Origin of the sequence: Mycobacterium asiaticum, from assembly GCF_001673365.1 — a bacterium.
GTDB classification, from domain to species: domain Bacteria; phylum Actinomycetota; class Actinomycetes; order Mycobacteriales; family Mycobacteriaceae; genus Mycobacterium; species Mycobacterium asiaticum_A.
Genome location: NZ_LZLS01000156.1, coordinates 151110 through 176681, shown reverse-complemented (window position 1 = coordinate 176681; position 25572 = coordinate 151110). Strand labels below are relative to the sequence as shown.

General features: G+C 65.3%; 23 protein-coding genes. 6 read left to right on the top strand and 17 right to left on the bottom strand.

Annotated elements, in window-relative coordinates; translation table 11 throughout:
- Positions 1 to 88 precede the first annotated feature (88 nt).
- On the top strand, positions 89 to 1303 hold the full coding sequence (locus A5634_RS17135) for a serine hydrolase domain-containing protein (protein WP_065145214.1): 1215 nt from the start codon (positions 89 to 91) through the stop codon (positions 1301 to 1303).
- Here the strand turns inward: A5634_RS17135 and A5634_RS17130 are convergent.
- The 3 genes from A5634_RS17130 to A5634_RS17120 all read right to left on the bottom strand — a co-directional run bounded on the left by A5634_RS17130 (position 1206) and on the right by A5634_RS17120 (position 4158).
- Positions 1206 to 2492 (bottom strand): MFS transporter, encoded by a 1287-nt coding sequence (locus A5634_RS17130; protein WP_065145213.1) that lies wholly within the window; start codon positions 2490 to 2492, stop codon positions 1206 to 1208. The two genes, A5634_RS17135 and A5634_RS17130, sit on opposite strands and share 98 nt — an antisense overlap.
- Entirely contained in the window at positions 2492 to 3652 is a 1161-nt protein-coding gene (locus tag A5634_RS17125; protein WP_065145212.1) for a PLP-dependent cysteine synthase family protein, read from the bottom strand. The genes A5634_RS17130 and A5634_RS17125 overlap by 1 nt, the downstream gene beginning before the upstream one ends.
- 107 nt (positions 3653 to 3759) lie before the next feature.
- Entirely contained in the window at positions 3760 to 4158 is a 399-nt protein-coding gene (locus A5634_RS17120) for a hypothetical protein (RefSeq protein ID WP_065145211.1), read from the bottom strand.
- A gap of 143 nt (positions 4159 to 4301) precedes the next feature.
- On the opposite strand from A5634_RS17120, the gene A5634_RS17115 reads away from it, so the two are divergent.
- A complete protein-coding gene (locus tag A5634_RS17115) occupies positions 4302 to 5927 on the top strand; it encodes a multicopper oxidase family protein (RefSeq protein ID WP_065145210.1) in 1626 nt (541 codons plus the stop codon).
- Here the strand turns inward: A5634_RS17115 and A5634_RS17110 are convergent.
- From A5634_RS17110 to A5634_RS17075, 8 genes are read right to left on the bottom strand one after another with little or no spacing between them, the layout of a single operon-like run.
- Positions 5915 to 6742 carry an alpha/beta fold hydrolase gene (locus tag A5634_RS17110; RefSeq protein ID WP_065145209.1) on the bottom strand — a complete coding sequence of 276 codons (828 nt, stop codon included), beginning with the start codon at positions 6740 to 6742 and terminating at the stop codon, positions 5915 to 5917. The genes A5634_RS17115 and A5634_RS17110 overlap by 13 nt on opposite strands.
- Entirely contained in the window at positions 6742 to 7731 is a 990-nt protein-coding gene (locus A5634_RS17105) for a cyclase family protein (RefSeq protein ID WP_065145208.1), read from the bottom strand. The genes A5634_RS17110 and A5634_RS17105 overlap by 1 nt, the downstream gene beginning before the upstream one ends.
- Positions 7731 to 8558, bottom strand: coding sequence for a coniferyl-alcohol dehydrogenase (locus tag A5634_RS17100; RefSeq protein WP_065145207.1), 828 nt, complete (start codon positions 8556 to 8558; stop codon positions 7731 to 7733). Before A5634_RS17100 ends, A5634_RS17105 begins: the two co-directional genes overlap by 1 nt.
- Before the next feature lie 3 nt (positions 8559 to 8561).
- A complete protein-coding gene (locus tag A5634_RS17095) occupies positions 8562 to 9866 on the bottom strand; it encodes an LLM class flavin-dependent oxidoreductase (RefSeq protein WP_065145206.1) in 1305 nt (434 codons plus the stop codon).
- A gap of 3 nt (positions 9867 to 9869) precedes the next feature.
- Positions 9870 to 11609: an FAD-binding protein gene (locus A5634_RS17090; RefSeq protein ID WP_065145205.1), complete on the bottom strand. Its 1740-nt coding sequence runs from the start codon at positions 11607 to 11609 to the stop codon at positions 9870 to 9872.
- Positions 11606 to 12523 carry a 3-carboxyethylcatechol 2,3-dioxygenase gene (locus A5634_RS17085; RefSeq protein ID WP_065145204.1) on the bottom strand — a complete coding sequence of 306 codons (918 nt, stop codon included), beginning with the start codon at positions 12521 to 12523 and terminating at the stop codon, positions 11606 to 11608. Before A5634_RS17085 ends, A5634_RS17090 begins: the two co-directional genes overlap by 4 nt.
- Positions 12471 to 14165 carry a bifunctional 3-(3-hydroxy-phenyl)propionate/3-hydroxycinnamic acid hydroxylase gene (locus tag A5634_RS17080; protein WP_065145203.1) on the bottom strand — a complete coding sequence of 565 codons (1695 nt, stop codon included), beginning with the start codon at positions 14163 to 14165 and terminating at the stop codon, positions 12471 to 12473. Before A5634_RS17080 ends, A5634_RS17085 begins: the two co-directional genes overlap by 53 nt.
- Complete coding sequence (locus A5634_RS17075; protein ID WP_065145202.1) at positions 14165 to 15028, bottom strand: alpha/beta fold hydrolase; 864 nt, start codon at positions 15026 to 15028, stop codon at positions 14165 to 14167. Before A5634_RS17075 ends, A5634_RS17080 begins: the two co-directional genes overlap by 1 nt.
- Positions 15029 to 15143: 115 nt before the next feature.
- On the opposite strand from A5634_RS17075, the gene A5634_RS17070 reads away from it, so the two are divergent.
- Positions 15144 to 15809 carry an IclR family transcriptional regulator gene (locus tag A5634_RS17070; RefSeq protein WP_065145201.1) on the top strand — a complete coding sequence of 222 codons (666 nt, stop codon included), beginning with the start codon at positions 15144 to 15146 and terminating at the stop codon, positions 15807 to 15809.
- A gap of 13 nt (positions 15810 to 15822) precedes the next feature.
- Positions 15823 to 17475, top strand: a complete 1653-nt coding sequence (locus A5634_RS17065; protein ID WP_065145200.1) for an FAD-dependent oxidoreductase — start codon at positions 15823 to 15825, stop codon at positions 17473 to 17475.
- Here the strand turns inward: A5634_RS17065 and A5634_RS17060 are convergent.
- Complete coding sequence (locus A5634_RS17060) at positions 17465 to 18634, bottom strand: sensor histidine kinase (RefSeq protein WP_065145264.1); 1170 nt, start codon at positions 18632 to 18634, stop codon at positions 17465 to 17467. The genes A5634_RS17065 and A5634_RS17060 overlap by 11 nt on opposite strands.
- A 131-nt stretch (positions 18635 to 18765) precedes the next feature.
- On the opposite strand from A5634_RS17060, the gene A5634_RS17055 reads away from it, so the two are divergent.
- The gene (locus tag A5634_RS17055) at positions 18766 to 19419 is read left to right on the top strand and encodes a response regulator (protein ID WP_065145199.1); all 654 of its coding nucleotides are present in this window, start codon (positions 18766 to 18768) and stop codon (positions 19417 to 19419) included.
- Here the strand turns inward: A5634_RS17055 and meaB are convergent.
- Positions 19416 to 20294, bottom strand: a complete 879-nt coding sequence (gene meaB / locus A5634_RS17050; protein ID WP_065145198.1) for a methylmalonyl Co-A mutase-associated GTPase MeaB — start codon at positions 20292 to 20294, stop codon at positions 19416 to 19418. The two genes, A5634_RS17055 and meaB, sit on opposite strands and share 4 nt — an antisense overlap.
- 138 nt (positions 20295 to 20432) lie before the next feature.
- Between meaB and A5634_RS17045 the strand changes: the two genes are divergently transcribed.
- A complete protein-coding gene (locus A5634_RS17045) occupies positions 20433 to 21290 on the top strand; it encodes a proline iminopeptidase-family hydrolase (protein WP_065145197.1) in 858 nt (285 codons plus the stop codon).
- Between the two features lie 69 nt (positions 21291 to 21359).
- On the opposite strand, the gene A5634_RS17040 is transcribed toward A5634_RS17045, so the two are convergent.
- The 4 genes from A5634_RS17040 to A5634_RS17025 are packed head-to-tail and all read right to left on the bottom strand — an operon-like array spanning position 21360 to position 25496.
- On the bottom strand, positions 21360 to 22118 hold the full coding sequence (locus A5634_RS17040; protein ID WP_065145196.1) for an enoyl-CoA hydratase/isomerase family protein: 759 nt from the start codon (positions 22116 to 22118) through the stop codon (positions 21360 to 21362).
- 1 nt (position 22119) lies between these two features.
- Entirely contained in the window at positions 22120 to 23208 is a 1089-nt protein-coding gene (locus A5634_RS17035) for an acyl-CoA dehydrogenase family protein (RefSeq protein WP_065145195.1), read from the bottom strand.
- Entirely contained in the window at positions 23195 to 24103 is a 909-nt protein-coding gene (locus A5634_RS17030) for an acyl-CoA dehydrogenase family protein (RefSeq protein WP_065145194.1), read from the bottom strand. The genes A5634_RS17035 and A5634_RS17030 overlap by 14 nt, the downstream gene beginning before the upstream one ends.
- A complete protein-coding gene (locus A5634_RS17025; protein WP_065145263.1) occupies positions 24081 to 25496 on the bottom strand; it encodes a class I adenylate-forming enzyme family protein in 1416 nt (471 codons plus the stop codon). The genes A5634_RS17030 and A5634_RS17025 overlap by 23 nt, the downstream gene beginning before the upstream one ends.
- Positions 25497 to 25572 lie beyond the last annotated feature (76 nt).

Genomic DNA, 25572 nt, shown 5'->3' with positions numbered 1-25572 from the left:
CGCGCCTGGCGAATTACGCGATCTGACCAATGCTCTTCGACCATTCCCGCCCGCATTCTCGGTTGACCGGACAAACAAAGGGAGACCGATGACTCAACAGTTTTGCGAAGCCGCGGTAGGCGCCGTCCTAGCCGGACACCACGACCCTCGCTTTACCGATCTGGCGGCCGCGCTTGCCGACGAGATCGAGACCGGCGGCGAACTCGGCGCGGCGATCGCGGTGGACATCGACGGCGAGCTGGTCGTCGACGTGTGGGGTGGATACGTCGACCGCGCCAAGACCCGCCAGTGGAACCACGACACCATCGTCAACGTCTTCTCCAGCACCAAAAACATCACCTCGCTCGCCGCGCTGCTGCTGATCGACCGCGGCGACCTCGACCCCTACGCTCCCGTCGCCGCCTACTGGCCCGAGTTCGCCGCGAACGGAAAGCACGATATCCAGGTGCGCCACGTGTTGAGCCACACCTCGGGAGTATCGGGTTGGGAACTGCCATTCACCATCGAGGAGGTCTACGACTGGGACAAGGCCGCCGCGCACCTGGCCGCGCAAGCGCCCTGGTGGGCACCGGGCACCGCTTCCGGTTACCACGTCATGACGAGCGGCCACCTCATCGGAGAGATCGTCCGCCGCATCACCGGCCAGACGTTGAAAGAATTCGTGCGGCAAGAGATTGCGGCACCACTGGGTGCCGACATTCAGATCGGAGCGCGGCCCGAGGACGATAGCCGTATCGCCGAGCTGATCCCCCCGCCTTCGTTGGACGTACCGCTGGACGCGGTGCCGGAAGACCATCCGATGCGCAAGACGTTCGGAATGCTGGCGCCGAATTCCGAAGCCGCACTGACGGCCCAGACCACCGCCTGGCGACGCGCGGACATCGGCGCGGCCAACGGCCACGGCAACGCCCGCTCACTGGTACGGGCCTTGTCGGCAATCTCGCTGAACGGCAGGGCAAATGGGGTTCAGCTGCTCAGACCCGAAACCGTCGAGTTGATTTTCGCCGAGCAGGCCGATGGCATCGATCTGGTACTGGGGATGCCTGCCCGATGGGGAATCGGCTTTGCGTTGCCCAAACCCGAAGCGGTACCCGACATTCCGAATGGGCGGATCTGCTACTGGGGCGGCTGGGGCGGCTCGGTGGTAGTCATGGACGTTGAGCGCCGGATGACGTTTGCCTATGTGATGAACAAGATGGGTCAGGTCACCTCTGCTGGATCGGAGCGGACCCAGAAGTACACCCGGCTGCTCTACCAAGCCCTCGCGCGGACCTGTCCAGCCGATGCAGACCCACGACGGTGACGATACCGACCAAAATCAAACCGTCCCAGACCAATCCGTCGACGTTCAAACGGTGCGCGAGACTCATCAAAGCACCGACGGCGAGGTTGCCGAGCAGTATTCCGACGCCGACGATCGTGCTGTAGAACCCGTAGTGCGTGGCCACCAGGCGGTTCTCCGAAAGGGTTACCACCGTTCGCATTTCGAAGGGAAACACCGCCGCCGAAGCGGCCGCGAGCAGGCTGGCCGATAGCAGCAACGCGGCTATCCCAGTTGCCGTGCCAGCCGCCACGCCGAACCGCTGTCCGTTCGAAACCAATGCCAGCGGCGCGAAGGAACACGTCAGAAGTACCGCTCCGACAACCAGGCTGCGTCCGGCTTCCCAGCGCTCGGCAAACCACCCGGTGATCCGCAGCTGGCCGGCAATCGCGACCAGTCCGGACACCGCGAACATCGCTGCCACCAGCACCGATTGCCGGCCCGGCACTAACCGCGCGGCCTGCAGCGGAAGTGCTAGATAGATCTGGAACGTCAGGACATAGGCACCGGTCATCGCCGCGGCGAAACCCAGGAACCGTCGGTTGCCCAGCACCGTGCGCCAGTCATGGGAGATGGAGCTGCGTTCGGCATCGGCGTCGATCTCGTGCTGCGGCAACGCCAACAGCTGCGCGACGGTCAGCACGGCGAACACCGCGGCCGCGCCCAGCACCGTCGCCCGGAAGTCCAGGGTCAATAGCGCCAGCCCGAGCATCGGACCCAACAGGATCCCGGCCTGATAGAAGATATTGAATACCGCGAACGCCTCGACTTCGCGGTCGCCGGCTTCCGCGGCCACGTAGGCGCGTACCGCGGGATTGAACAGCGCACCGGCGAAACCCGTTGCCGCCGAGGCGATTATCAGGCTGGGCAAGGACTGCGCGACCGCCAGCAGCACGAAGCCGCCGGTGCGCAACAGACATCCCGCCACGATCAGCGGTTTGTAGCCGAACCGATCCGCAAACGTGCCGCCGACAAAGAACATGCCCTGCTGAGCAAAGTTGCGCACCCCCAATACCAGGCCGACCGCCCACGCCGCCAAGCCAAGCGGGCCGGCGAGATAGTCGGCGAGGTAGGGCATCAGCATGTAGAAACCGACGTTGATGCCGAATTGGTTGACCATCAGCACCCGGCTGGGATGGTTGAAACTGCGGAACTGAGCCAGAAAGCTCATCACGCCACCGCCCGGATCGGGTTGACCACCGAGGTGGTGCGCGTCCAGTGGCTGACGACCGCATCGCTCGGCGAAGCGATCTCGTCGGGGTCGGTGGGCGGTGGCCCACCTAACAGGCCGTTTTCGTTGCAGTAATCGTCGTTGTAGATGGTGTCGAAGTACCGTTGCGGGCCGTCCGGGAACACCGCGGCAATGGTGGTGTCGACGGGTAGGGTGCGCGCCGCCCAGCCGGCAACGAGTGCCACTGCCCCGACACTCCACCCGCCACTGGCGTAGTGGGTGATCGCCATGTTGCGTGCCGCCCACACGGCCTCTTCCGGAGCCACCCAGTGCACTTCGTCAAACGCGTCGTAGTCGACGTTGCCGGGATAGATGCTCGAACCAAGTCCGCGCATCAGCCGACTCGACGCGGGCTGACCGAAGATGGTGGATCCGATGGTGTCCACGCCGATCAGCCGCATCTGCGGGTTGAATTCCCGCAGCACGCGCGCTACACCGGCCGAATGGCCGCCGGTACCCACCGAGCACACCAGGACGTCGACACGTCCGAGCTGGACCGCGAGCTCCAGCGCCAGCGAACCGTAGGCGTCAACATTGTCGGGATTGCCGTACTGGTTGGGGTTCCACGCGCCGGGCTCGGCGGCCAGTAACTGCGCGACCCGATCCTTGCGCGCCTGCTGCCAACCACCTACCGGATGTGGCTTGGTGACCACGTCGACGCGGGCACCGTAGGCGGTCAGCATGCGCGCAATAATCGGCTCCAACCCGGGGTCGGTAACCAGGGTGACGGGATGCCGATACACGTTGCCCGCCAGGGCCAACCCCAAACCCAGAGTGCCGCTAGTCGATTCGATGATCGCGGCACCGGGCGTGAGGTCGCCGCGGGCGCGGGCGCGTTCGACCATGTGCAGCCCGGGACGGTCTTTCATACCGCCGGGATTGAATCCTTCCAATTTCGCCCAGAATCCGCGATCGGCAGCGCCAACCGGGCTGGTACGTCCCGACACCCACAGCACCGGCGTATTGCCGACCATGGTGCCGGGATGGCGGTTTCGGCTGGGAACGAGTTGAAATGGCTCTTCGACGCCACGGTAACGGTTCCGGCGGGGACGCACCGAGGCGAGGTGTGATCGGCTGGGGACGGACAGGTCATAATTCATTTCTTCTCATCGCTTCTGCTTCGAGGCCGGCGCTGTGCGCGGCATGAAAGTGGGTCAGCGGTCACCGAACGCGTGGCGAATCGCCACTACGACCTGACGCTGACCAGTCAGCGACGAGCCAGGCAGTAACGCGTCAATAGATCCTGGCCGGAGCGCGGTAAGCCCAGCACACCCGGTGGGCCGCGCCCGGCCGCCGGCCCGGAACCGGTGTCGAGATGCGGGCCGGCGGGGACCGTGTCGACCGCGTTAGGAGCGAAAAGCGTTGCGTCCGAACGTGGCAGGGGCAGGGCCGCGATGTCCAGCGGGCACGAAGCTTTCAAGTCGTTGGCGAAGTGCGCGTGATCGGCGTTGACGGCGAACTCGCCACCTACCACCGCGGCCAGCGGATGATCCGGATGAGCGGTCTGCCGATGCGGTTGGTGGTGCCAGCATTGGTTCAGCACCAGGACGACCAGGAATGTCGCGGCGATCACGAACCGTAGCCAGGTCGCCCGCTGGTCAGTCATGCGGCCACTGTATACCCCCTATGGGTATCTGGCAACGGCTGCGGCGCTCGAAACGGCGCTCTTAGCCAAGTTGCGATATGCCCGATACCTGAGCAGTCTGGAAGACGGCTTTTGACCGATGGACTCGAGACAAGGAGCGATTTATGCCGGTAGGGCCGACGAGCGGTAACCACGCCGACGGGCCACTTCTGGACCGGCGCGGCTTCATCGCCGCCGGAGTTGCAGGTGCCTTCGCACTGGCCGCATGCGGTAAATCCAAGAACCCGTCATCGCCGATGTCCGCCGCGATCAACGCAGCAGAGGCCACCCGTCCACACAGTGGCCGCACCGTGACCGCCAGCTTGGCTCCACAGCCCGCAAAGGTCGATATCGGCGGGCCGATCGTGGACACGCTGGCTTACGGTGACACCATCCCGGGCCCGCTGATCAGGGCCACCATCGGCGACGAGGTCGTCGTCTCGGTTACCAACAAACTCGACCATCCGACGTCGGTGCACTGGCACGGAATCGCGCTGCGCAACAACATGGACGGTGCCGAACCAGCCACCCCCAATATTGCGGCCGGCCAAGACTTCACCTACCGGTTCTCGGTCCCGGACTCCGGCACCTACTGGGCCCATCCGCACACCGGCCTGGACGGCGACAAAGGCCTCTATCTTCCATTCATCGTCGACGATCCGACCGAGCGAGGTCACTATGATGCCGAATGGATTGTCGTCCTTGATGATTGGACCGACGGCGTGGGGAAATCCCCACAACAGCTTTACGACGCGCTGACCAACCCCAATAAGCCACCTATGCAAGCGCCGCCCAGCACCACTGCACCCCCGCCATCTTCTTCGCCGACCAGCACGAGCCGACCCTCCCCGAATGGCAGCACCACCACGACCACCACGACTACCGGGCCGAGTCCGATGCCCGGGATGCCCGGGATGTCGGGTGGTGCCGTCGGTACCAGCGATCTGCTGGGCGGGGACGCCGGAGACATCGCCTATCCCTACTACCTGATCAACGGACGAATTCCCGAGGCGGCCACCACCTTCAACGCAAAGCCGCGCCAGCGGATCCGCATCCGCATCATCAATACCGCTTCAGACACCGCGTTCCGCGTCGCGTTGGCGGGGCACTCGATGACCGTGACACACACCGACGGTTATCCGGTTGTTCCGACCCAGGTCGACGCGTTGCTGATCGGCATGGCCGAGCGTTACGACGTGATCGTGACCGCGGCCGACGGTGTCTTCCCGCTGGTCGCGTCGGCCGAAGGTAAGAACGCCGTGGCCCGCGCCTTGCTGTCGACCGGCAAGGGCAACCCGCCGGACCCGCAGTTCCGACCAAACGAACTCACCAAACGAGTCGGCACCGTCGATATGTTCACCGCCGTGACCACAGCCAATTTGGGTCGTCCCGATCCGAACCTCGACCTGCCGGTGGTGCTCGGCGGCACGATGGCGAAATACGACTGGACGATCAACGGCGAGCCCTACAGCAGAACCAAGCCGCTGCACGTGCGGGAGGGCCAGCACCCGACCCTGACCTTCGACAACGCCACCATGATGTGGCACCCAATTCACCTGCACGGCCACACGTTTCAGGTGATCAACTCCGACGGTGCACTCGGCGCCCGTAAGGACACCGTCATCGTGCTGCCCAAGAAGAAGCTACGCGCGGTGCTGCTCGCCGATAACCCGGGGACATGGGTTATGCACTGCCACAACACTTATCATCAGGAAGCCGGCATGATGACGCTACTTGACTACGTGTTCTGACCGCTGAAGAACTCCAACAGCAAGTCGTTGACCGTCGCTGACTGTTCGATCTGCGGGCAGTGACCCGCGTCGTCGACGACAACCGAGCGTGCGTCGCGGATTTGGCCGGCGATCTCGGCCGCCCACCCGGGCGGCAGCAATTTGTCACCACGGCCCTCGACGACCAGTGTCGGCACGCGGATCCGTTCGTAGGCCCGTGTACTCGACGGCACCGGCACCGATGGGGCGTTGGGGCGGCGAAAACGCGCCGCTGCCACCGCTTCCCACGCCCCCGGCGCGGTGCTCGACTTGTAGCGACGCCACACAAAGTCCTCGTCGGCGGGGTACCGGGGGTCGTGGAACAGCGCCGTGACGATGTTTCGCATCGCCGGCAGGGTGGCGTCGTACTGCTGCAGCGCGTCGAAGTGGTGATTCTGCTGGATCTCCCCGCCTCCGCAGATGATCGCAAGGCTACGTACCGGGAGCAGCGGCGCATCCGACGTCGCATCGGTGAGCAAGTTGATGGCGCCCATTGAGTTTCCGGCGAAGTGCGCCAACCCGACCCCGAGAGCCTCGCAGAATCGCGCCACGTGACGGATCCGCATCGCCCGGCTGTTGACGAAATCGATGACCTTGGCGGACTGGCCGAAGCCCAGTTGATCCGGTGCGAGCACCCGGTAGCGGGCAGCCAGTGCGGCGATGTTGCGCTCCCAGCCCAGTTCGGCGCTGGCTCCGAACTCGCCACCGTGCAGCAGCACCACCGCATCACCCTGGCCGGCTTCCAGATAACTCGTTACCAGACCGTCGATTTCGATGGTTCTGCGGTGCACCTCCATCACTTGATCGCGATCGGATTCACCGGGGACCCCACGGCGCCGGTAAATCTCAGCGGTGGCGCGATGAGCTGGAATTCGTAGACGCCGTCGGCGGCGCAGTCTTCGGCCAGGGCGGTGAGGTCCCAGTACTCACCCAGCATCAGGCCCATATCGCGCAGACAAAGTAGGTGAAACGGCAGGAACAGGCCCTCGACGCCGGACACCGGATCCTCGACCTGCAGGTTATCGGCAGCCACCGCGGCCACCTCGTTGTCGTGCAACCACTGCGCGCAGCGCCAGTCCAAGCCGGAGTACGGCTCGACCTTGTCGCCGGTCGCGAGAAACCTTGTCCACCAACCGGTCCGGACCAGCACGATATCGCCACGTTCGACCGTGACCCCCTGCGCCCGCGCCACATCGTCGAGTTCTGCTGGTGTGATCGGGTTTCCGTGCTCGAGGAACACTTCCGCGCCCCGGTGGCGCACCAGGTCGAGCAGCACGCCGCGGGAGGTGATCCCCTTGACGTCGACCTTGTCGATGCCGCAGTGGAAGGCACCCAGGCTGGTCACCGAGTCCGCCGGAAAACCGTTGTACAGCTGATCTTCGTAATACACGTGGGACAGCGCGTCCCACTGTGTTGCCGCCTGGAGCGGCATGATGACCATGTCGTCGTTGAAGCGGAACGGGTTGTCGGTGAGGTAACCGCTCAGTTGTGCCGCCGTCGGGTTCTTTTCCCACCCCGGTCCGTACCGCGTCAGCGAGCTGGCATCGCCACCGTCGACGGTCATCACATGAATGGGATTGTGCCGGAAACCGAAGGCGCCCTGCGGTCCTGACGAGCCGAAGTCGACCCCCAGCGGGAAGACCTTGCCGTGCCGGACCAAACCCGCGGCCTGCCGCACCTTCTGCGGGGTGATGAAGTTCAGGGTGCCGAGTTCGTCGTCGTCACCCCACCGGCCCCAATTGCTGAGATCTCGAGCGACCCGGCGAAAGTCGGTCATGTTGGCCATCAGGGCCGCCCTTCCTCAGTCAGGTCGAGGAGGTCACGGGCGATGGCAGCACCCACGTTTCCGCCGTCGACCCAAAGCACCTGGCCCGAAATATAGCTTGCTGCCTTGCTGTTCAGGAACAGCAGTACCGCGGCCTGCTCCGCGGGGTCGGAAACCCGGCCGAGTGGCTTGGAAATGCCTTCGAGGTACTCGGGTCCGTATGCGGTGCGCAACTGGTCAAGGATCGGGGTCTCCGTGACCCCGGGACCGGTGCAGTTGATCCGGATGCCGCGCGCGCCCAGCTCGATAGTGCTGCGCATCGTGTAGAGGATGATCGCTTCCTTGGCGAGTTGGTAGCCGGCTCCCAACGTATCCCGGTGCCGCTCACACCATTCGATGCCCTCGGCCATCGTCGTGGTGTGCAGCAACGGCGCGACCTCCCGCTGATGCTCGCGGTAGCCCGCGGCCGCGAGCGAGGAAACGCTCACGATCGACGATCCCGCAGGCATCGCCGGAATCAGCGCCTCGGTGAGGTGGCGTAGGCCCAGGAAGTTGATCGTGACGACCAGCAGCGGATCGCCGATTCCCGAGGAGACGCCCGCGACGTTGAACAGCACGTCGACGGGCCCGGCTATAGACGCGACGGCCTGATCGATCGATGCCGGATCGGCCAGGTCGACCTCGCGAAAGTCGTTGATATCCAGCGCTGGCCGGCGTTTGTCCAGCCCGATGACTTCGGCACCGAGTTCGGTGAGCTGGTGCACCACGTGTGCGCCGATGCCGGATGCGCATCCGGTCACCACCGCCCGGCGACCGTCGTAGCGCCACAGCTCGTCGATAAACGCCAATGCCTAGCCCTCGGCCTGATCTTTCAACCGTTGCGCCGCCTGGACACGGCCCTCGTTGATCTCGGCCATCGCTTCGGGAATCTCGCTTGCGGTGAACTTTCCGCCACGTCCGGTCGGCAGGCCGCCGAACGAGTAATGCTCGTCGAACGGCGGGATGGTCGATTCGGGCCGCCGCGCTTCCACCTTCTCGATCACCGGCGCCAACCGAACAGCCTTGTCGGCCACCGCCTTTGCGTCGCGTTCGATGAACTCCGGCAGCACCTCTTTGCCCATCAGCTCGATGGACTCCATGGTGCCCTCGTGGCTGCGCGGGTTGAGTAGCAGGATGATCTCGTCCACTCCGCTTTCCTCGTAGCCGCGCAAAAACTCCCGCACGGTGGCCGGCGAGCCGATCGCGCCGCGGCCGGGACCGTAAGCCAGGGTGGGATCCTTCTCGACCTCCTCCAGGTAGCGGTCCCAGACTCCGGTGCGCCCCGGCGTGTGCACCCCGGTCATGTAGTAGTGCATGATCCCGAACGAGAAGAACCCGCCGCCCTTACCAAGGCGTTCGAGCGCCAGATCGTCAGTCTTGGCGACCATCATCGACAGGTCACCGCCGATGGCCAGGATGTTCGGGTTGATCTGCGGAGTGACCGGGACCCCATTCTCCTCGAACTCTTTGTAGTAGCCGTTGACCCGTTCGGTCAGCGGGCCGGGGCCGGTATAGGCGAAACTCAAGGCGCCGATGCACTTTTGGGCCGCCATCTGCACGCTGGCGGGCCTGGTGCAGGCCACCCAGACCGGCGGGTGCGGCTTCTGCAGCGGCTTGGGAATGACGTTGCGGGCCGGCATCTCGATGTGTTCACCCTTGAAGCCGGAGAAGGGTTCCTCGACCATGCAGCGGATGGAGACCTCGAGGGCTTCCTCCCACTGCGCGCGCTTGTCGGCAGGGTCGATGTTGAAACCGCCGAGTTCACCGACGGAGGAGGACTCACCGGTGCCGAATTCGACTCTGCCATTGGACATCAGGTCCAGGGTGGCGATGCGCTCGGCAACTCGGGCGGGGTGGTTGACCGCGGGTGGCAGGTGCATGATGCCGAACCCCAACCGGATGTCCTTGGTGCGCTGGCTGGCTGCGGCCAGGAACATCTCCGGTGCGGTGGAGTGACAGTATTCCTCGAGGAAGTGGTGCTCGGTGAGCCACACGGTGGAAAACCCGGCCTTGTCGGCGGCCTCGACCTCGTCGAGGCAGTCCTGCAACATCTGTCGCTCGTCGTCGGGCACCCATGGTCGTGGCAGGGCGAACTCGTAGAACAGCGAAATCTTCATCTGCTACCTCCTATGGGAATTAAGGGTCTGGATGGCTTTTTGTTCGGCAATGGATTTCGCGGCGACGAAGCCGAAGGTCATGGCGGGACCGATGGTCGCACCGGCGCCGGCATAGCTGCGGCCCATCACCGGCGCCGATGTATTGCCCACCGCGTACAGGCCCGGCACCAGCGTGTCGTCCGGCCGCAGCACGCGGGCGAACTCGTCGGTGCGCAGACCTCCGGAGGTACCCAGGTCACCGAGCACGATGCGAAACGCGTAGTACGGCGGCTCCCCCAGCGGGTAGAGGTTGGGATTGGGCAGCGTCGGGTCACCGTAGTAGTTGTCGTAAACGCTGTCGCCCCGGTTGAAGTCGTCGTCGTGGCCGTTGCGGGCCAATTCGTTGAATCGGCCGGCGGTGGCCCGAAGGTGCTGCGCCGGTACGCCGATCTTGGTGGCCATCTCGTCCCACGTCTGGGCGGCCTTGACGACGCCGGATTCCAGCCAGGCCTTGGGAACCTTGCGCCCGGTGGGCACCGGCGCACCCGGGATCTTCGGTATCGGCAGATGCCCCCCGACGACATAGCGATTGAAGGACCGGTGGTCGGTGATCAGCCAGCACGGGATGTGCGTGACACCGGTCTTTTGGCCCTCGATCATGGCGTGACCGAAGTCCATGTAGGGCGCGGCTTCGTTGATGAACCGCTTGCCGTCGCCGTTGACGATGAACTGCGCCGGCATCATCCGTTCGTTGAGCATGAATTGCATTCGCCCGTCGGGCCATTGGATGGCCGGGAACCACCATGCCTCATCCAGGAGGTCGGCGGCGGCTCCCACTTGCTGGCCGGCCCGGATACCGTCCCCCATCGCGGCCGGGTTGCCGAAGCTCCAGTCCTGATCGATCGCCGGTTGAAACTCCTTGCGCCAGGTCATGTCATGGTCGAAGCCACCGGAGGCCAGAATTACCCCGTGCCGGGCGCCGACCCGTTGCTGTCTGCCACCTCGGTCGACGAGCGCGCCGCTGACCGATCCGTCGGCGTCGGTCAGCAATTCGACCATCGGCGTGTCCAGCCAGAGCGGAATCCCACAGTCTTTCACAGCAAGTCGCAGCCGTGCGGCCAGCGACTGACCGATCGCGGCCATCCGCTCGCCGAATACCCTGGCACGCACCATCCGCGAAACCAGTTTCACCAGTACGCCTTTGCCGGCCCAAGACTGCCGGATGCGGTAAAACGAGCGCAACTCCTTGGGGCCCAGCCAGCTTCCCTTCGGCGCCAGCGCCAGCGGTTGCAGCAGTTTCTGCTCGTCGTCGCCGAGCACGCGCAGGTCAATGGGCGGCACGTTGATCGTGCTGCCGAGCTCAGAACCGCCGGGCAGTTCCGGGTAGTAGTCGGCATACCCTGGCTTCCAAACGAATTCGAGCCACGGGCTGAGCCCTTCCAGGAACTCCAGCATCTGGGGCGCCGAGTCGACATATTGGCGCAGCCGTGCGTCGCTGACCAGACCGTCGGTGATCTGCCGCAGGTACTCGAACACGCCGTCGCTGGACGGCGCGTAGCCCGCTCTACGTTGCGCGGGCGCATTCGGGACCCAGATGCCCCCGCCGGACAGCGCGGTGGAACCACCATAGTGTGACGACTTTTCGATGATCAGCGTGTCCAAGTCGGACGCCTTCGCCGTCAACGCGGCGGTCATGCCGCCGCCGCCGGACCCAACCACGAGCACGTCAACCACGTGGTCGAAATCGCCAGTAGCCGAACTCATGCCGGCACCGCCGTACGGATGGCGAAGCCGGCGATCAGATCGGCGGCCTGCTTGTAGTAACGCACGGTGGTCCGGTACGGGCCCGCCGTCGCCATCGCCGCGAAAGCCGCTACCCAGGTACGGATTTCATGCGCGGAGCTGCCGCCTTCGTGCGTGATGAACGAATTCGACCACTGGTCGAGGTCGGTGAGGTGGCCGCCGTCGACGACGTCCAGGAAGCGCTGGTCCCAGGCCGGGTTCAGCGCCTGCAGGCCACTGCTGCCGTCGGCGAAGCTTTTGGCGGCCTCGATCACCTGGGTCTGACGGGCTTGGCGCTGTTCGGTGGTCATGGGTTGGCCGTGCACGATCCGGTCCAGCTGCGCCGGTGCGGCCGTCGCCAGGGTCGGCACCGGTGGGCTGTGCGAAAGTCCGCCCGATCCGAGCAGCAACACCCTGCGGTCCAGGGTGGCCACGAATTCACCCACGGCGGTACCCAATGCCCGGCAGCGGTGCAGCGGCCCCAGCGGCACCGCGACGGCGTTGACGAAGATCGGCAGCACCGGCCGATCGGTCGCGGAACCGAACAGTTTCTCCAGCGGTTGCACGGTGCCGTGGTCGACGTCCATGCTGGCCGAGACCGCGACGTCGACACCCGCGGCCAAGACGGCCTTCGCGCATTGCTCGGCGATCTCCGCGGCGACGTTGAGTGGACCGGCGTGGGTGCCGTAGTCGCCAACCCCGTTGGCCTGCATGCCGATACAGAACGGCGGCATGACCTTGTAAAAGAAGCCGTTGTAGTGGTCCGGGGCGAACGTAACGACGAGTTCCGGGTCGTAGTCGGTGACGAAGTCGCGCGCCTGCGCGATAGCGGCCTCGACCTGGTCAAGCAGATCCCGCGGCGGCCCCGGAAGATTCAGAAGCGGGCTGTGGGACATACAGCAAAGAGCCAGTGGCATCGACGAATTCACCCCCTCCCGGTGTGAGGGTAAGGGCCTCTATCAAAGCGGCGCTCAGCTCGGGTGACCGCTGGGCGATGCAGGCTCCGGCGATGCAACGGTCGGGGCGCAGGAACACCACCGATTCCTGATGCGTGTCGAACCAGGCTTTGAGGCCGCCGGTGCAGTCGCCGACGATGATGACGTCGGGGTCATCCTGCCCGCTCCAGTCGAGCTGGGTCGAGGGCCGCAACGCGACAAAGCGGGCGCCCAAGGCCTTCCAGGCCTGGAATGCCGTTTCACCGAGGATCTTTCGCGGGTTGTTGTTCCAGCACAGCACGGCAAACCAAGGGCCCAACACCTCGTCGAGCAGAATGTTGCGCTGAGTCCGGGTGTCGACTCGCGGTTGGACGAACAGCGTCCCGGCCGGCGCGGCGCCCCAATGGACCACCGCACCCTGCTCGTAGCGCGGCATCGGCTTGAACCGCATCTCCAACACATATCGCTTGAGCGAGGGCACAATTGACGCCGATCGGATCAGAGCATCCCGAGCACCGGCCACTCTACGGTTGGTGGGGGAAATCACCCGACCGACCATGGTGGACAGGTCGATCATCGCGCGGGCATGCTTGCGCCGCTCCATATCGTAAGTGTCCAGCAGCGCCTCGCCGGCCAGTCCGCGCACCACCGCGGCCAGCTTCCAACCGAGGTTGGCGGCATCTCGGATGCCGCTGTTGTAGCCCTGTCCCTGCCATACCGGCATCAGGTGCGCCGCGTCCCCGGCCAGCAGCATCCGGCCGCTGCGGAAGGCCCCCGCGATACGCGAGTGATGGGTGTAGACCCGACGCCGGATCACCTCCACCCGCTCGGGATAGGGAACCATCCGCGCCAGCATCCGGGTCAGGAATGCCGGATCCTCGGCCTGTTCGTCGGACTCGTGCGCGTGAATCATGAACTCGAACCGACGAATTCCGTGCGCGATCGATATCGAGGCGTACGGACGTTCCGGGTCGGCCCCGACCTCGCTATTGGGGTGGCCCAAGGGGTCGTTCGCGATGTCGACCACCAACCATCTGGTCGCCGACGTGGTGCCGTCAAAGGAGACGCCCATCATGGCGCGGGTCATGCTGCGGCCGCCGTCGCAACCGACAACGTAGCGGGCCCGCACTGACTGCGGCGTGTCCCCGCCGAGTTCGACCGTTACCCCGTCGGAGTTTTGTGCGCACGAGAGCATCGGACGGTTCCACCGGACCTGCACGTGGTCGAATCTGTCCAGCCCGCGCAGCAATTCGGCATCGACGAGCGGCTGCACAAAGCCGTTGCGCTTGGGCCAGCCGAATCGTGCGTCCGGAGGCGCCATTTCGGCCAGCACCCGGCGCTTGGCGTCGTAAAACCGCAGGATCTGGTTTGGAACGGTGTGCGGCAGCACGCGGTCCACCAGACCGATCGACTGAAAGGTACGCAGCGCCTCGTCGTCGAGTCCCACCCCGCGCGGATAGTCGATGAGCGACGACCGCTCCTCGGCGATCAATGTCCGCACACCTTGCAGGCCAAGGATATTGGCCAGGGTCAGTCCAACCGGACCGGCTCCGACCACCAGCACATCGACGGTGTCCGGCGCATCGCCGTCGGTGCTAGTCATCAGCGTCCCAGCAGGAAGTCGAGATGCAGACGGTTGAACGTCTTGGCGTCCTCGTACTGCGGCCAGTGACCACAACCCGGCATCACCTCGAAACGGGCGCCGGGAATCATCGACGCGATGCGACGACCCTCGGGCACGTCGGCGGTCGGGTCGTCGCTGGTCCACAACACCAATGTGGGTGCGGTGATAGACCCGTACTCGTTCGGCCCCAACAGGTTTCGGGACCGGATCTCCGGGTCCTGCAGCGCCATGATGTCGCGCATCGCCGCGACGAATCCCGGCTGCCGGTAGATGCGCTGGCGGCTGGCAACGAGGTCGTCGTAATCTCTCGTTTTGTCCGCCATCAACCACTTGATGCGCGCCTGCACGGTCTGCCAGGTCGGGTCTTCGGCAGCGGCCATCGACAGGGTGACGATCCGCTTCATCACCACGGGGTCGGCCTGAGAGCCGCCGGCAGTGTTGAGCACCAACCGGTCGATGACGTCGGGGTGGTCGATCGCGGCGCGCGCGGCGACCCAGCCACCGAGCGACTCCCCGCTCAGCTTGATGCGGTCGGCTCCGATGCTGCGCACCACGGCCATCAGATGTTCGACGTAGTGGCGGATCTCGAGGGGATGGCCCGGCTTGTCGGTGTAACCGTGCCCGAGCATGTCGATGGACCAGGTCCAAAAGTGTTCGGCATGCGCGGCCAGGTTGCGGACGTAGGCTTCGGCGTGACCGCCGGATCCGTGCAACAGGATCAGCACCGGCTGGGTCGAGTCCCCCGCCCGTAGGTAGCGGGTGCGCACCCCTTCGGCGTCGAGGTATCCCTGCTCGAAAGGCACGCCTTGCAGGTCACTCCAGACGCTTTCGAATTCGGCCACGGTCCCTTCCCGGGGAAATCTCGTTCTCGTTTTTCGACTATTCTGTGTGCTAATATCGCACACTGATGTGCGTTATATATAGAGCTTCGCTCTCGGTTGGGGGTCTGTCAAGAGCGTGACGGGTTCCCAGACGCTGGCCAGAGGACTGACCGCCCTGCAACTGGTGGCGGCTTCCACGGGCGGGCTCACCATGCAGGAGGTTGCCGATCAGGTCGGCGTGCACCGCACCATCGCGTACCGACTGCTGGCCACCTTGGCCCAGTTTCGCCTGGTTACCAAAGGGGAAGACGGGCGCTTCCGCCCGGCCGCCGGGCTGGCAACGCTGGGCGCCTCCTTCGACCACAACGTGCGCCAACTCTGCCTACCGACGCTGCGCTCGCTCGCCGACGAGTTGGGCACCACGGTTTCCCTGCTGGTTGCCGAGGGCGAGGAGCAGGTGGCGCTCGCCGTGATCGTGCCCACCGCGGTGGCATATCAACTCGCCTTCCGCGAGGGCAGCCGCTACCCACTGGACCGGGGTGCCGCCGGAATCGCGTTGCTGGCGTGCATGCCGCCCCGTCCGAGCGAACGCGAACTGGTCACCGCGGTACGTCAGCGCGGCTGGGTAACTACCCATGGGGAGATCGAACCCAACACCTACGGCCTGGCGGTGCCGGTCCACCGCCCAGCGCCGTCGCCGCCGACGTGTATCAATCTGATCTCGCACCGCGAGGACGTGGTGATGCGCGGCAAGGACGCCGTTGTCAGGGCCGCGGAACAGCTGTCTGCGCTGCTGAGCTGAAGGGACGCCGAAAATGGCACGGGGCAAGAAGGACGAATACGACCACGAATACGACCACGAATACGACCACGAATACGACGTCGTGGTGCTCGGCAGCGGGGGCGCCGGCCTAACCGCGGCGCTGTCGGCAGCCGCCGCCGGTGCCACGGTGCAGGTGTTCGAAAAGGCCGAAACCGTCGGTGGGACCACCGCCGTCTCCGGTGGAATTGCCTGGATTCCCGCCCACAACCGTTGTTCCGAAAGGGAATTGACGGTGGCCGACGCGATGCGGTACCTGCGCGCGCAGTCGTTCGGTTCGATGGACGACGAGCTGGTGGAAACGTTCGTGCGCACCGGTCCGTCGATGCTCGACTTCGTCGAAAAGCACAGCAGCCTGCGCTTCGAGATCGCGGCCGGCTTCCCCGACTACCAGCCCGAACTGCCCGGCGGACAACCCGCCGGTGGACGCTCGCTGAGCGCGGCGCCGTTCGATCTCAGCCAGATCGGCGACTGGGCCACCCGGATCACCGCCTTCCCGGCCGACTGGTCCAATGTCGGATTCGACGCCGAGACCCGAGCCCGACTGCACGCCGCGCATGCCGATGCGGAAAACCTTTGCGTGGCCGGTACCGCGTTGATCGCCGGACTACTCAAAGGTCTGCTGGACATCGGAGTCGCGCCGTGCACCAACGCCCGGGCCACCGAACTCATCGTCGATGCCGCCGGCGTCGCGGGCGTGCGGATCGCCGGACCAGAACGCAGCATCGACGTGCGGGCCCGTCGCGGCGTCATCTTGGGCACCGGCGGATTCGAGTGGGATCCGTTGCTGGTACAGGCTTTTCTGCGCGGACCCATGCACGGCGCCGTCTCACCACCGAACAACACCGGCGACGGGCTGCGCATGGCGATGGCGCTCGGCGCGGACCTGGCGAACATGGGCGAGGCATGGTGGGTACCAATCGTCCAGATACCCGACGACACCATCCGGGGCCACCAACGCAGCCGCAGCGTACGACTGGAACGCACCCGACCCCGCAGCATCATCGTCAACCAGGCGGGACGCCGATTCGTCAACGAGGCGGGCGAATACAACTCGATGGCCGGCGCGTTCCATTACCTCGCCCCGCGCGGGGGTTACGTCAACGATCGCGCGTGGATGGTCTTCGACTCAGATCACCTGAACCGCTACGGATTTCTCGGTATCGCACCGGGGGCGCCGGTGCCGGACTGGTTCTGCGAATCGGCCGACCTGACCGAACTCGGCGCCAAGACCGGCATCGACGCGGCGGGACTGGCCCGAACCATCGAGCAGTGGAACCGCAACGTCGCCGCGGGCGCCGACCCCGATTTCGGGCGCGGTTCCAGTGCCTACGACGGTTATTGGGGTGACGAGCGTGCTACCACGCTGGCCGGAAAGACGTTGGGGCCCATCGAGACTGCCCCCTACTACGCGGTGCCCATCTGCGTAGGTTCGATGGGCACCAAGGGCGGACCGCGAACCGACCAGGACGGCCGCGTCCTGCATGTCAACGGGCAGCCGATACCCGGGCTGTTCGCCGCCGGCAACGCGATGGGCGGGGTCACCGGACGCGCCTACGGCGGTGCGGGCGGAACCATCGGTCCGGCAATGGTTTTCGGGTATCGCGCCGGCTACGCGGCCGCGACGAAAAAATCGGTCAGGGTTTGAGGGGTACCTCTACGCGCACGTGCGTGCCGGTGGGGGCATCCAGAAAGACGAAGGTCCCACCGGCGGCGTCGACGCGGGCCCGGTGCGAAGCCAGCCCGATATGTCCTTCCCCCAACCGCCGCGCCATCGTGTCACCATTGACTCCCACACCGTCGTCGGACACATTCAGCGTGCACTTGCCATCGGCGACAGCCAGGGTGACTACGGCGTTCTCGGCCTGCGAATGGCGCACCACATTCGACAACAACTCCCGCACCACCCCGAACACGATCGGATCGATCTCGTTGCGCAGCGCATAGTCGACTTCGGTGGCCACCGTGATGGCGGACCGCTGGGCGGTGAACCCCGCCAGCTGCTGCACCGCAGCCCCCAGTCCGACCTCACCGAGCACCGCGGGGTGCAGCTCGAAAGTGGCTTGCCGCAACCGTTCCGATGCACTCTGCAACCCGAGCAGCGCGCGATTCACCCGATCGTCGTCGGGATCGTCGAGCTGCAACTCGATCAGTTCCTGGCGTGCGGCCAACACATCCTGCAACGCTCCGTCGTGAATGGACTCAGAGATGCGCCGCTGCAGCACCTCCGACGCCGTCATGGTCTGGGCCAACAACTCCTCCCGCAACGCGCTGAGTCCGGCAATGGAACGTGCGTGACGCTCCTCGATACGCACCACCACCAACGCCGTACCGCACAGGAACGCATACAGAGCAAACCGGAACACAGCTTCGGGCCAACCGATCGCCGCCACCATCACGGGGTCTTGCACGACGGCCAGCGCGAAACCGACCAGCGTGAAGGCCAACACCGCCGCGGCCCGTCGAGTCGACACGTCCAGGCCCACCAGCACCGGCAGCAGCGTCATGATCAGCAGCGGATAAATCCCGTCGCTGGACAGCAACTGATAACCGGTGAGCGCCACCACATCGATCGCGGTGAAGACGAACGGCTCCCACCGACGCATCCCGGTCAGCGCTCCCATGCCGACCCTGGCGCGTAAGGCCCCGTGCGCCAACACCAGTGCGCACACCGCGGTAACCGCGTAGAGGCCGATCAAGACGCTTTGCTGAGCCCACTCCGAACGCTTGGTGCCGATGAGCATCGCCGAGATCATCAGGACCACGACGCCCATTCGCAGCACCGAGGCGATTCGATAGGAGCGCATCCGGTGCACGCTGCGCACCCGTTCCAGTTCTACGTCGCTGATCGCCACCCGCCCACCGTACCCATGCCGGCCCGAAGAGACGGGCGCGTCGAATTGCCAAGGAGTTTGCGGACAGCCGCTACACTTTCGCCATGGTCGGCGCTGTGACGCCCGAGAAAGTGCGCGTGGTGGTCGCCGATGATCACCCGTTGTTCCGCGAAGGCGTGGTGCGCGCGCTCTCCTTAAGCGGCACGGTCAACGTCGTCGGCGAAGCAGACGACGGGGCGGCCGCCCTCGATCTGATCAAGGCGCACCGACCCGATGTCGCGTTGCTGGATTACCGGATGCCCGGGATGGACGGCGCGCAGGTCGCCGCGGCGGTTCGCGGCCAAGACCTGCCCACCCGGGTGCTGCTGATCTCCGCGCACGACGAACCGGCGATCGTGTATCAGGCGCTACAACAGGGCGCCGCCGGCTTCCTGCTCAAGGACTCGACGCGTACCGAGATCGTCAAAGCCGTGCTCGATTGCGCCAAGGGCCGTGATGTGGTGGCGCCGTCGTTGGCCGGCGGCCTGGCTGGGGAGATTCGTCAGCGCGCCGCCCCGAACGCGCCGGTGCTCAGTGCGCGCGAGCGCGAGGTGCTCAATCGCATCTCCCGCGGCCTGAGCATTCCAGCGATCGCGGCCGAACTGTATGTGGCGCCCTCGACCGTCAAAACGCACGTGCAGCGGCTGTACGAAAAGCTCGGCGTCAGCGATCGCGCTGCAGCCGTCGCCGAAGCCATGCGCCAGGGGCTGTTGGACTAATCGTCAGGTGGCTGTGGTGACAGCAGTCGTTCGGCGGCGCTATAAGGGTCGCCGTGTCCGTCGACGACCGACTCGGCAAGTCGATCCAGATCGGTTCGACCACGCAACCGGGATTGCGCCAGCGACAAGATCTGCGCCCGGGCCCGGGCCAATCGGCGGGCGCGATTGTCCGCGCGATGGTGCGCCTCGATCGCGTCGACCAGTTCCGTGAGGCCCTCGCCGCGGACCGCGACCAGGCTGACTATCGGGGCTTTGGTTTCCGCGCGCAGATCCCGCACAGTCTGTTCGGCGCCGTCCCGGTCGGCCTTGTTGACCGCCACGATGTCGGCGACCTCCAACAGACCCGCCTTTGCGGCCTGTACCGCGTCGCCCGCACCGGGGTTGAGGATGACGACGGTGGGATCGGCGACTGCGGCGATTTCGATCTCGGACTGCCCAACGCCGACTGTCTCCAGCAGCACTACGTCATAGCCGATGGCACCCAGCAGTCGGATGGCAGCAGGAACGGCGGCAGCCAGGCCGCCGAGATGGCCACGGCTGGCCACCGAACGGATCAGCACGTCGGAGTCGTTGATATGCGCGGTCATTCGAATTCGATCGCCCAACAGTGCACCACCGCTGAACGGCGAGGACGGGTCCACCGCCAACACCGCGACCCGCCGACCTTGCTTGCGATAGGCGCCCACGAGCGCTGCGACCGTCGTCGACTTGCCGGCACCGGGCGGGCCGGTGATACCGATGACGCGGACCGTGGCGCCAGGCCCGATTTCACTCAGTACCTCGTCGCGCCGATCGCTTTCGACCAGACTCAGCAGCCGGCCGGCCGCGCGCGGAGAACCGTTGCGCGCGTTGGTGATCAACTCGGCGACATCCATGACGGTGCTAGCGGTTGGTCATATCGACGGGCACGGCTCCATACTTTTCCAGTTTGCGCGAGCAGACGCAAAAGCACCCTTTTCGTGCCGAGAAGGGGTGCTTTTGCGCCTGCTCGCGCGGGGAGGGAAGGTAGCTAGATGGACAGGATCGAGGTTCCCGGTGGCACGGTGTGGTTCAAGCGCGTCGGCGGCGGCCCCGGGCTGCCGCTTGTTGTGGTGCACGGCGGCCCCGGATTGCCGCACTACTACCTCAGTTCGCTGCAGCGGCTGGCCGACGAGCGCGAAGTAATCTTCTGGGATCAGCTCGGCTGCGGAAATTCTGACCGCCCGTCCGACACCAATCTGTGGACCATGGAGCGCTCGGTGGCCGAAATGGCGGCCGTCATCCAGGCGTTGGGGCTCAACGCCTTCCACCTCTTCGGCAACTCCTGGGGCGCCATGCTGGCCCAGCAGTTCGTGCTTGACGTGCCATCGGGAGCCGTCACCTTCACCATCTCCAACAGCGCCGCATCCATACCCCTGTTCGCGCAAAACGTCATCCGGTTGAAGGCCGAGTTGGACCCGGCGACCCAGGACGCCATCGATCGACACGAAGCCGCCGGGACCACCAATTCCCCCGAGTACCAGGCCGCGATCACCACCTGGAACGAGACATACCTGTGTCGATCGCTGCCCTGGCCGCGAGATCTCTACGAGGCGTTCCAGAACATGGGCACGGAGATTTTCGAAACGATGTTCGGCCCCAGCGACTTTCATATCGTCGGGACCATCCGGGACTGGGATGTCGTCGACCGGTTGGACGAGATCACGTTGCCCACCCTGCTGCTCGCCGGCCGGTTCGACGAGTGCTCACCCGAGCACATGCGGGACATGCACGAACGCATCGCCGGATCGCGCTTCGAATTCTTCGAAAACAGCGCACATTTGCCGTTCATCGAAGAACCCGACCGTTTCGACGCGGTGATGCGCGACTTTCTGCGCCAACACGACCTCTGATGTCGCGAGCCGAACCGCACGGCGAGATTCCCAGCGATAACTCGCAGTGCGGTTCGATTCGCGGCCGGTTCAATTGTTGAGCTTGCGGACGATCGTGCGGAAGTCCTCGGTCACGAACGACTGACTCTCGGCCGACAAGGCGTAGTCCAGACTGGCCAGCACGGCACGTTCCAGATGGATATTGAGCACCCGCTTGGTGCTTTCCACAGCTTGCTGAGGCAACTCCATGATGCGCTTCGCGCAGTTCACCGCCTCGGCGAACGGGTCGTCGACCACATGGTTGGCCAGCCCGAGTTCGACTGCCCGCTGAGCCCGAATCCTGGTGCCGGTCAACGCATATTCCTTGGCCAGCAGCAGGCTGATGTGCAGCGGCCAGGTCAGCGGACCGCCGTCGGCCGCCACCAAACCCACCTGCACGTGCGGGTCGGCGAGGAAGGCGTCCGGCGCGATGTAGACGATGTCACTCAGCGCGACCAGACTGCATCCCAACCCGACCGCCGGGCCGTTCACGGCCGCTATCACCGGAATCCGGCAGCGGGCCATTCCCAGCACGATCTCACGGCCGTCGCGAATCGTCTTGGCGCGCAAGTCCGCATCTTCGGCCAATTCGGCCAGATACGCGAAATCCCCACCGGCGGAAAACGCTTTGCCGCTACCGGTGATCACCGCGGCCCGCGCGGACGCATCATCGGTCAGCCGCTGCCAGAGCCGCGCCAGGCCCACATGCAGATTGTCGTTGACCGCGTTGAGGTCATCGGGGCGATTCAACGTGATGATCCGCAACGGCCCTTCGGCGCGGACGTCGATTTCTCTTGGCATGTCGTACATGTCAGACTCCCAATCCCAGGATTCGCGAGGCAATGATGTTCTTCTGTATCTGCGACGTTCCACCCATCACGCTTTGCGCGCGGCTGTACAGATAGGCGCTGAGCAGATCCGAGTCACGTGTACCGCCGACGGCCAACGCGGCATGGCCGACGGACTGTTCCACCCACGTCATCAGCAATTTGTCCAACGAGCCTTCCGGACCGTGGGATACGCCGTCGAGTTGTTCGGACAACCGACGCCGCACATGGTGGGTCAACATCTCCGCCTGGACCGAAGCCCAGGCCAGGTCGTCGTGCACCGGGCCGTCGGTGCGGTCCACCAGTTCGGCGACGAGTTTGTTGTACCGGGCCGCGTAACCCAGTGTGGAGGGTTCGCGTTCGTGTCCGACGACAGTCATCGCTACCGCCCAGCCATCACCGGGAGCCCCGACCATCCGATCCGCCGGGACCGTCGCACCGTCGAAGAACACCTGGCCGAACTCGTTGGTGACTCCGTTGATCATCTGTAGCGGGCGCTGTTGCACGCCAGGCTGTTTCATCGACAGGACGAATGCCGACAGACCACGGTGCCGTTTGGCCTCGGGGTCGGTGCGGGCGAGCAACAGACACCAGTCCGCGACATCGGAGTAGCTGGTCCAGATCTTGTGACCGTGGATGACATAGTCGTCGCCATCACGGGTAGCGGTAGTGGTCAGCGACGCCAGGTCCGATCCAGCGCCGGGCTCACTGAAACCCTGACACCAGCGTTCGGTGCCGTTGATGATGCCGGGCAGAAAGCGCTGTCGCAGTTCGTCGCTGCCGTGACGGCCGATCCCCATCACCAGGTAACCGACGCTGGGGCGTGGCGGAGCGCCCGCGCGCGCGAGTTCCTCGTCGACGATGACGTCATACACCGGTGGCAGCTCCCAGCCGCCGTAGTCACGCGGCCAGGACAGCCCGAAGAATCCCTCTTGATAGAGGGCGCGATGCCAATCCGCCTGGCGCGCCCAATACTCGTCTCCGGATCCGCCGAACTCTTTGGCGTGCAATGCAAGCCAGCTACGCAGCCGGTTCCGGAACTCGGCCTCCGGCGCGGAGTCACGAAAGTCCACGGCCCACCTCCTTCAAGCTGACCGGCCACAGCTCGGTCGACGTCAAGGCCCGGCGCAGATACACGTGCACCAGACACTCCCAGGTGTTACCGATGCCGCCATGCACCTGTATGGCGGTTTCACACACGGTTCGGGTGGCTCTGGCGCAGTAGACTTTCGCGACCCGGGCGGCCCGGACGGCCTCGGCCGGATCGAGTTCGTCGACCCCCCAAGCGGCGTGACGCAGTATGCTCACCGAGCCCTCGATCAGTGCCAGGCTTTCGGCGAGCAGATGCGCGATGGCCTGATATGAACCGATCGGTTTGCCGTACTGCTCACGGATTTTCGCGTAGTCACAGGCGACGGCATGCGCGCCGCGTGCGGTACCCACCAGGTCTGCCGTGGTGACCACCAGTGCCAGCGCCCGCCATCGCTCGGCGACATCACCGCCCACCTCACCCAGCGGCGCCGGGGCTCCCTGGATCTGTGAGCACGATCTGGTCAGGTCCGCACCCGTGCTGGCATCCCCGACCTCGGCCGTGAGCACGCTTGTGCCCGAAAGCATAAGGGCGCGTTGATAACCGCGGACGTCGACGGCCAAGTCATCCACGGCGACTGTCGCTTTGCCGATCGGCGAGTCTGCTAGATGCCGACCAAGATCGTCGGCAAGCACGGGCCCGAGGAAAGGCGCGTCAACCAGTCGCCGTCCGAATTCCTCGGCGACTATTGCCACTTCGACACCCGAGGCGCCGTCCGAACGCAGCGACCGCCAGCCCGTCAGCTGAATCTGGCGGTCCAGGCGGGAAATTCGGCTCTGGTCACTCAGATCCTGGACCGCAGCCGGACCGAGGTCGTCGGCCATCTTGGCGGCGGCGTCACGTAGTTGCTGTTGTTCAGCTGTCAGACGTACATCCATAGCTCTCCTTGAGCACTCTACGCAGCACCTTGCCGGAAGGCAGGCGCGGAATTTCGGCCACGAACACGACTCGCCGCAAGCGCTTGTAGGACGCAAGTTTCGCGTCCACGCGGGTTTCCAATTCGCCGGCAAGATCGCTAGCGACGACCTCGGTGTGGGTCGCGACAGCGGCGACGATGGCCTCGCCGTTGGCGCCGTCGGGAACGCCGAAGACCGCGCAGTCGCGCACCGCAGGATGGCCGTGCAGCACGGTTTCGATTTCGGCAGGCGCGACCTGAAATCCGCGCACCTTGATCATTTCCTTGCGGCGGTCCGTGATGCGCAGCCAGCCGTCGGAATCCAGCCATCCGACGTCCCCGGTCCGATACCAGCCGTCGCACAACGCTTCTGGGGTTGCCTCGGCCGGCAGATAGCCCGCCATCAGCGACGCTGAACGCGCCTGGATCTCGCCGACCTCCCCCGGGCCGACCCGCTCGCCGGTTTGCAGCGAGACGACCCGCAGTTCTACGCCGGGTACCGCGCGCCCCACCGAATCCAGTCGCGCATCACCGGGCGGGTTGCACGCGATGACGGGCAACTCCGTGGTGCCGTAGGCCGGGACCCAGCCGATGCCGGTACGCCTGGTCACCGTCTCGGCGATGCTGGCCGTCACCGGTGTCGCACCCCACATGATGTAGCGCAACGACGTCAGGTCGTAGGACTCGAGGTCCGGATGAGAGGCGATGGCCAGCGCGATCGGCGCGACGGCCATTTCGATTGTGATGCGGTCGGTTTGGATGTGCTCGAGCATCCGGCCCACGTCGAAGCGGGGGTGCAGACGCAACCATGCGCCGGTGCGCAACGCGGTGAGGATGTTGAGCAGACCGAGAATGTGCGACGGCGGCGTGGCGACCTGGATGCGGTCGCGCTCGGTCAGCGCCAGTGCCTCACGCCACTGCCGGACGGCCGTGTCGAGCGAGGCGTGGGTGTGCCGAACCGCCTTCGGCAGACCGGTGGTCCCGGAACTGAACACCAGCACCGCATCGCGGTCCGGTGCCGGCTTTCCGGGCGTCGACCTACCGGCAGCGAACGGTTCGTCCAAGTGCAGCATCGGCATCAACCCGGCCAGCACCGGATGGTCGCCGACGGCGTCGGTCGGATCCGTCAGACCCAGCGCATGCTCCACTTCGTCGCGTTTCCAGGCCGGGCTGATCAGGACAGCGGTCGCCCCCAGCCACCAGAGCGCCTGCACGGCGGCGATGAATTCCGGTCGGTTGGACGCCATGACCGCGACCCGTTGTCCCGCGCGGACCCCGCGCGCACGCAGGGTCGTGGCCAACCCGCCGGTCAGCGCGTCGAGCTGAGGCCGGCTGAAGTGCCGATCCTCGAACACGAGCGCGGCCGGTTGGGTCACGTCTCGTCCTTCCACCATTCGTGAGAAGATCCTATCGTCTGGTGAGAATAGTATTCTCTATAGTGAAGAACGCAAA

Bases quoted from the DNA above. Each gene is read 5' to 3' on its own strand.
- A5634_RS17135 (WP_065145214.1), top strand. From the start codon at position 89: ATGACTCAACAGTTTTGCGAAGCCGCGGTAGGCGCCGTCCTAGCCGGA.
- A5634_RS17130 (WP_065145213.1), bottom strand. From the start codon at position 2,492: ATGAGCTTTCTGGCTCAGTTCCGCAGTTTCAACCATCCCAGCCGGGTG.
- A5634_RS17125 (WP_065145212.1), bottom strand. From the start codon at position 3,652: ATGAATTATGACCTGTCCGTCCCCAGCCGATCACACCTCGCCTCGGTG.
- A5634_RS17120 (WP_065145211.1), bottom strand. From the start codon at position 4,158: ATGACTGACCAGCGGGCGACCTGGCTACGGTTCGTGATCGCCGCGACA.
- A5634_RS17115 (WP_065145210.1), top strand. From the start codon at position 4,302: ATGCCGGTAGGGCCGACGAGCGGTAACCACGCCGACGGGCCACTTCTG.
- A5634_RS17110 (WP_065145209.1), bottom strand. From the start codon at position 6,742: ATGGAGGTGCACCGCAGAACCATCGAAATCGACGGTCTGGTAACGAGT.
- A5634_RS17105 (WP_065145208.1), bottom strand. From the start codon at position 7,731: ATGGCCAACATGACCGACTTTCGCCGGGTCGCTCGAGATCTCAGCAAT.
- A5634_RS17095 (WP_065145206.1), bottom strand. From the start codon at position 9,866: ATGAAGATTTCGCTGTTCTACGAGTTCGCCCTGCCACGACCATGGGTG.
- A5634_RS17090 (WP_065145205.1), bottom strand. From the start codon at position 11,609: ATGAGTTCGGCTACTGGCGATTTCGACCACGTGGTTGACGTGCTCGTG.
- A5634_RS17085 (WP_065145204.1), bottom strand. From the start codon at position 12,523: ATGTCCCACAGCCCGCTTCTGAATCTTCCGGGGCCGCCGCGGGATCTG.
- A5634_RS17080 (WP_065145203.1), bottom strand. From the start codon at position 14,165: ATGACTAGCACCGACGGCGATGCGCCGGACACCGTCGATGTGCTGGTG.
- A5634_RS17065 (WP_065145200.1), top strand. From the start codon at position 15,823: ATGGCACGGGGCAAGAAGGACGAATACGACCACGAATACGACCACGAA.
- A5634_RS17060 (WP_065145264.1), bottom strand. From the start codon at position 18,634: ATGCGCTCCTATCGAATCGCCTCGGTGCTGCGAATGGGCGTCGTGGTC.
- A5634_RS17055 (WP_065145199.1), top strand. From the start codon at position 18,766: ATGGTCGGCGCTGTGACGCCCGAGAAAGTGCGCGTGGTGGTCGCCGAT.
- meaB (WP_065145198.1), bottom strand. From the start codon at position 20,294: ATGGATGTCGCCGAGTTGATCACCAACGCGCGCAACGGTTCTCCGCGC.
- A5634_RS17045 (WP_065145197.1), top strand. From the start codon at position 20,433: ATGGACAGGATCGAGGTTCCCGGTGGCACGGTGTGGTTCAAGCGCGTC.
- A5634_RS17040 (WP_065145196.1), bottom strand. From the start codon at position 22,118: ATGTACGACATGCCAAGAGAAATCGACGTCCGCGCCGAAGGGCCGTTG.
- A5634_RS17030 (WP_065145194.1), bottom strand. From the start codon at position 24,103: ATGGATGTACGTCTGACAGCTGAACAACAGCAACTACGTGACGCCGCC.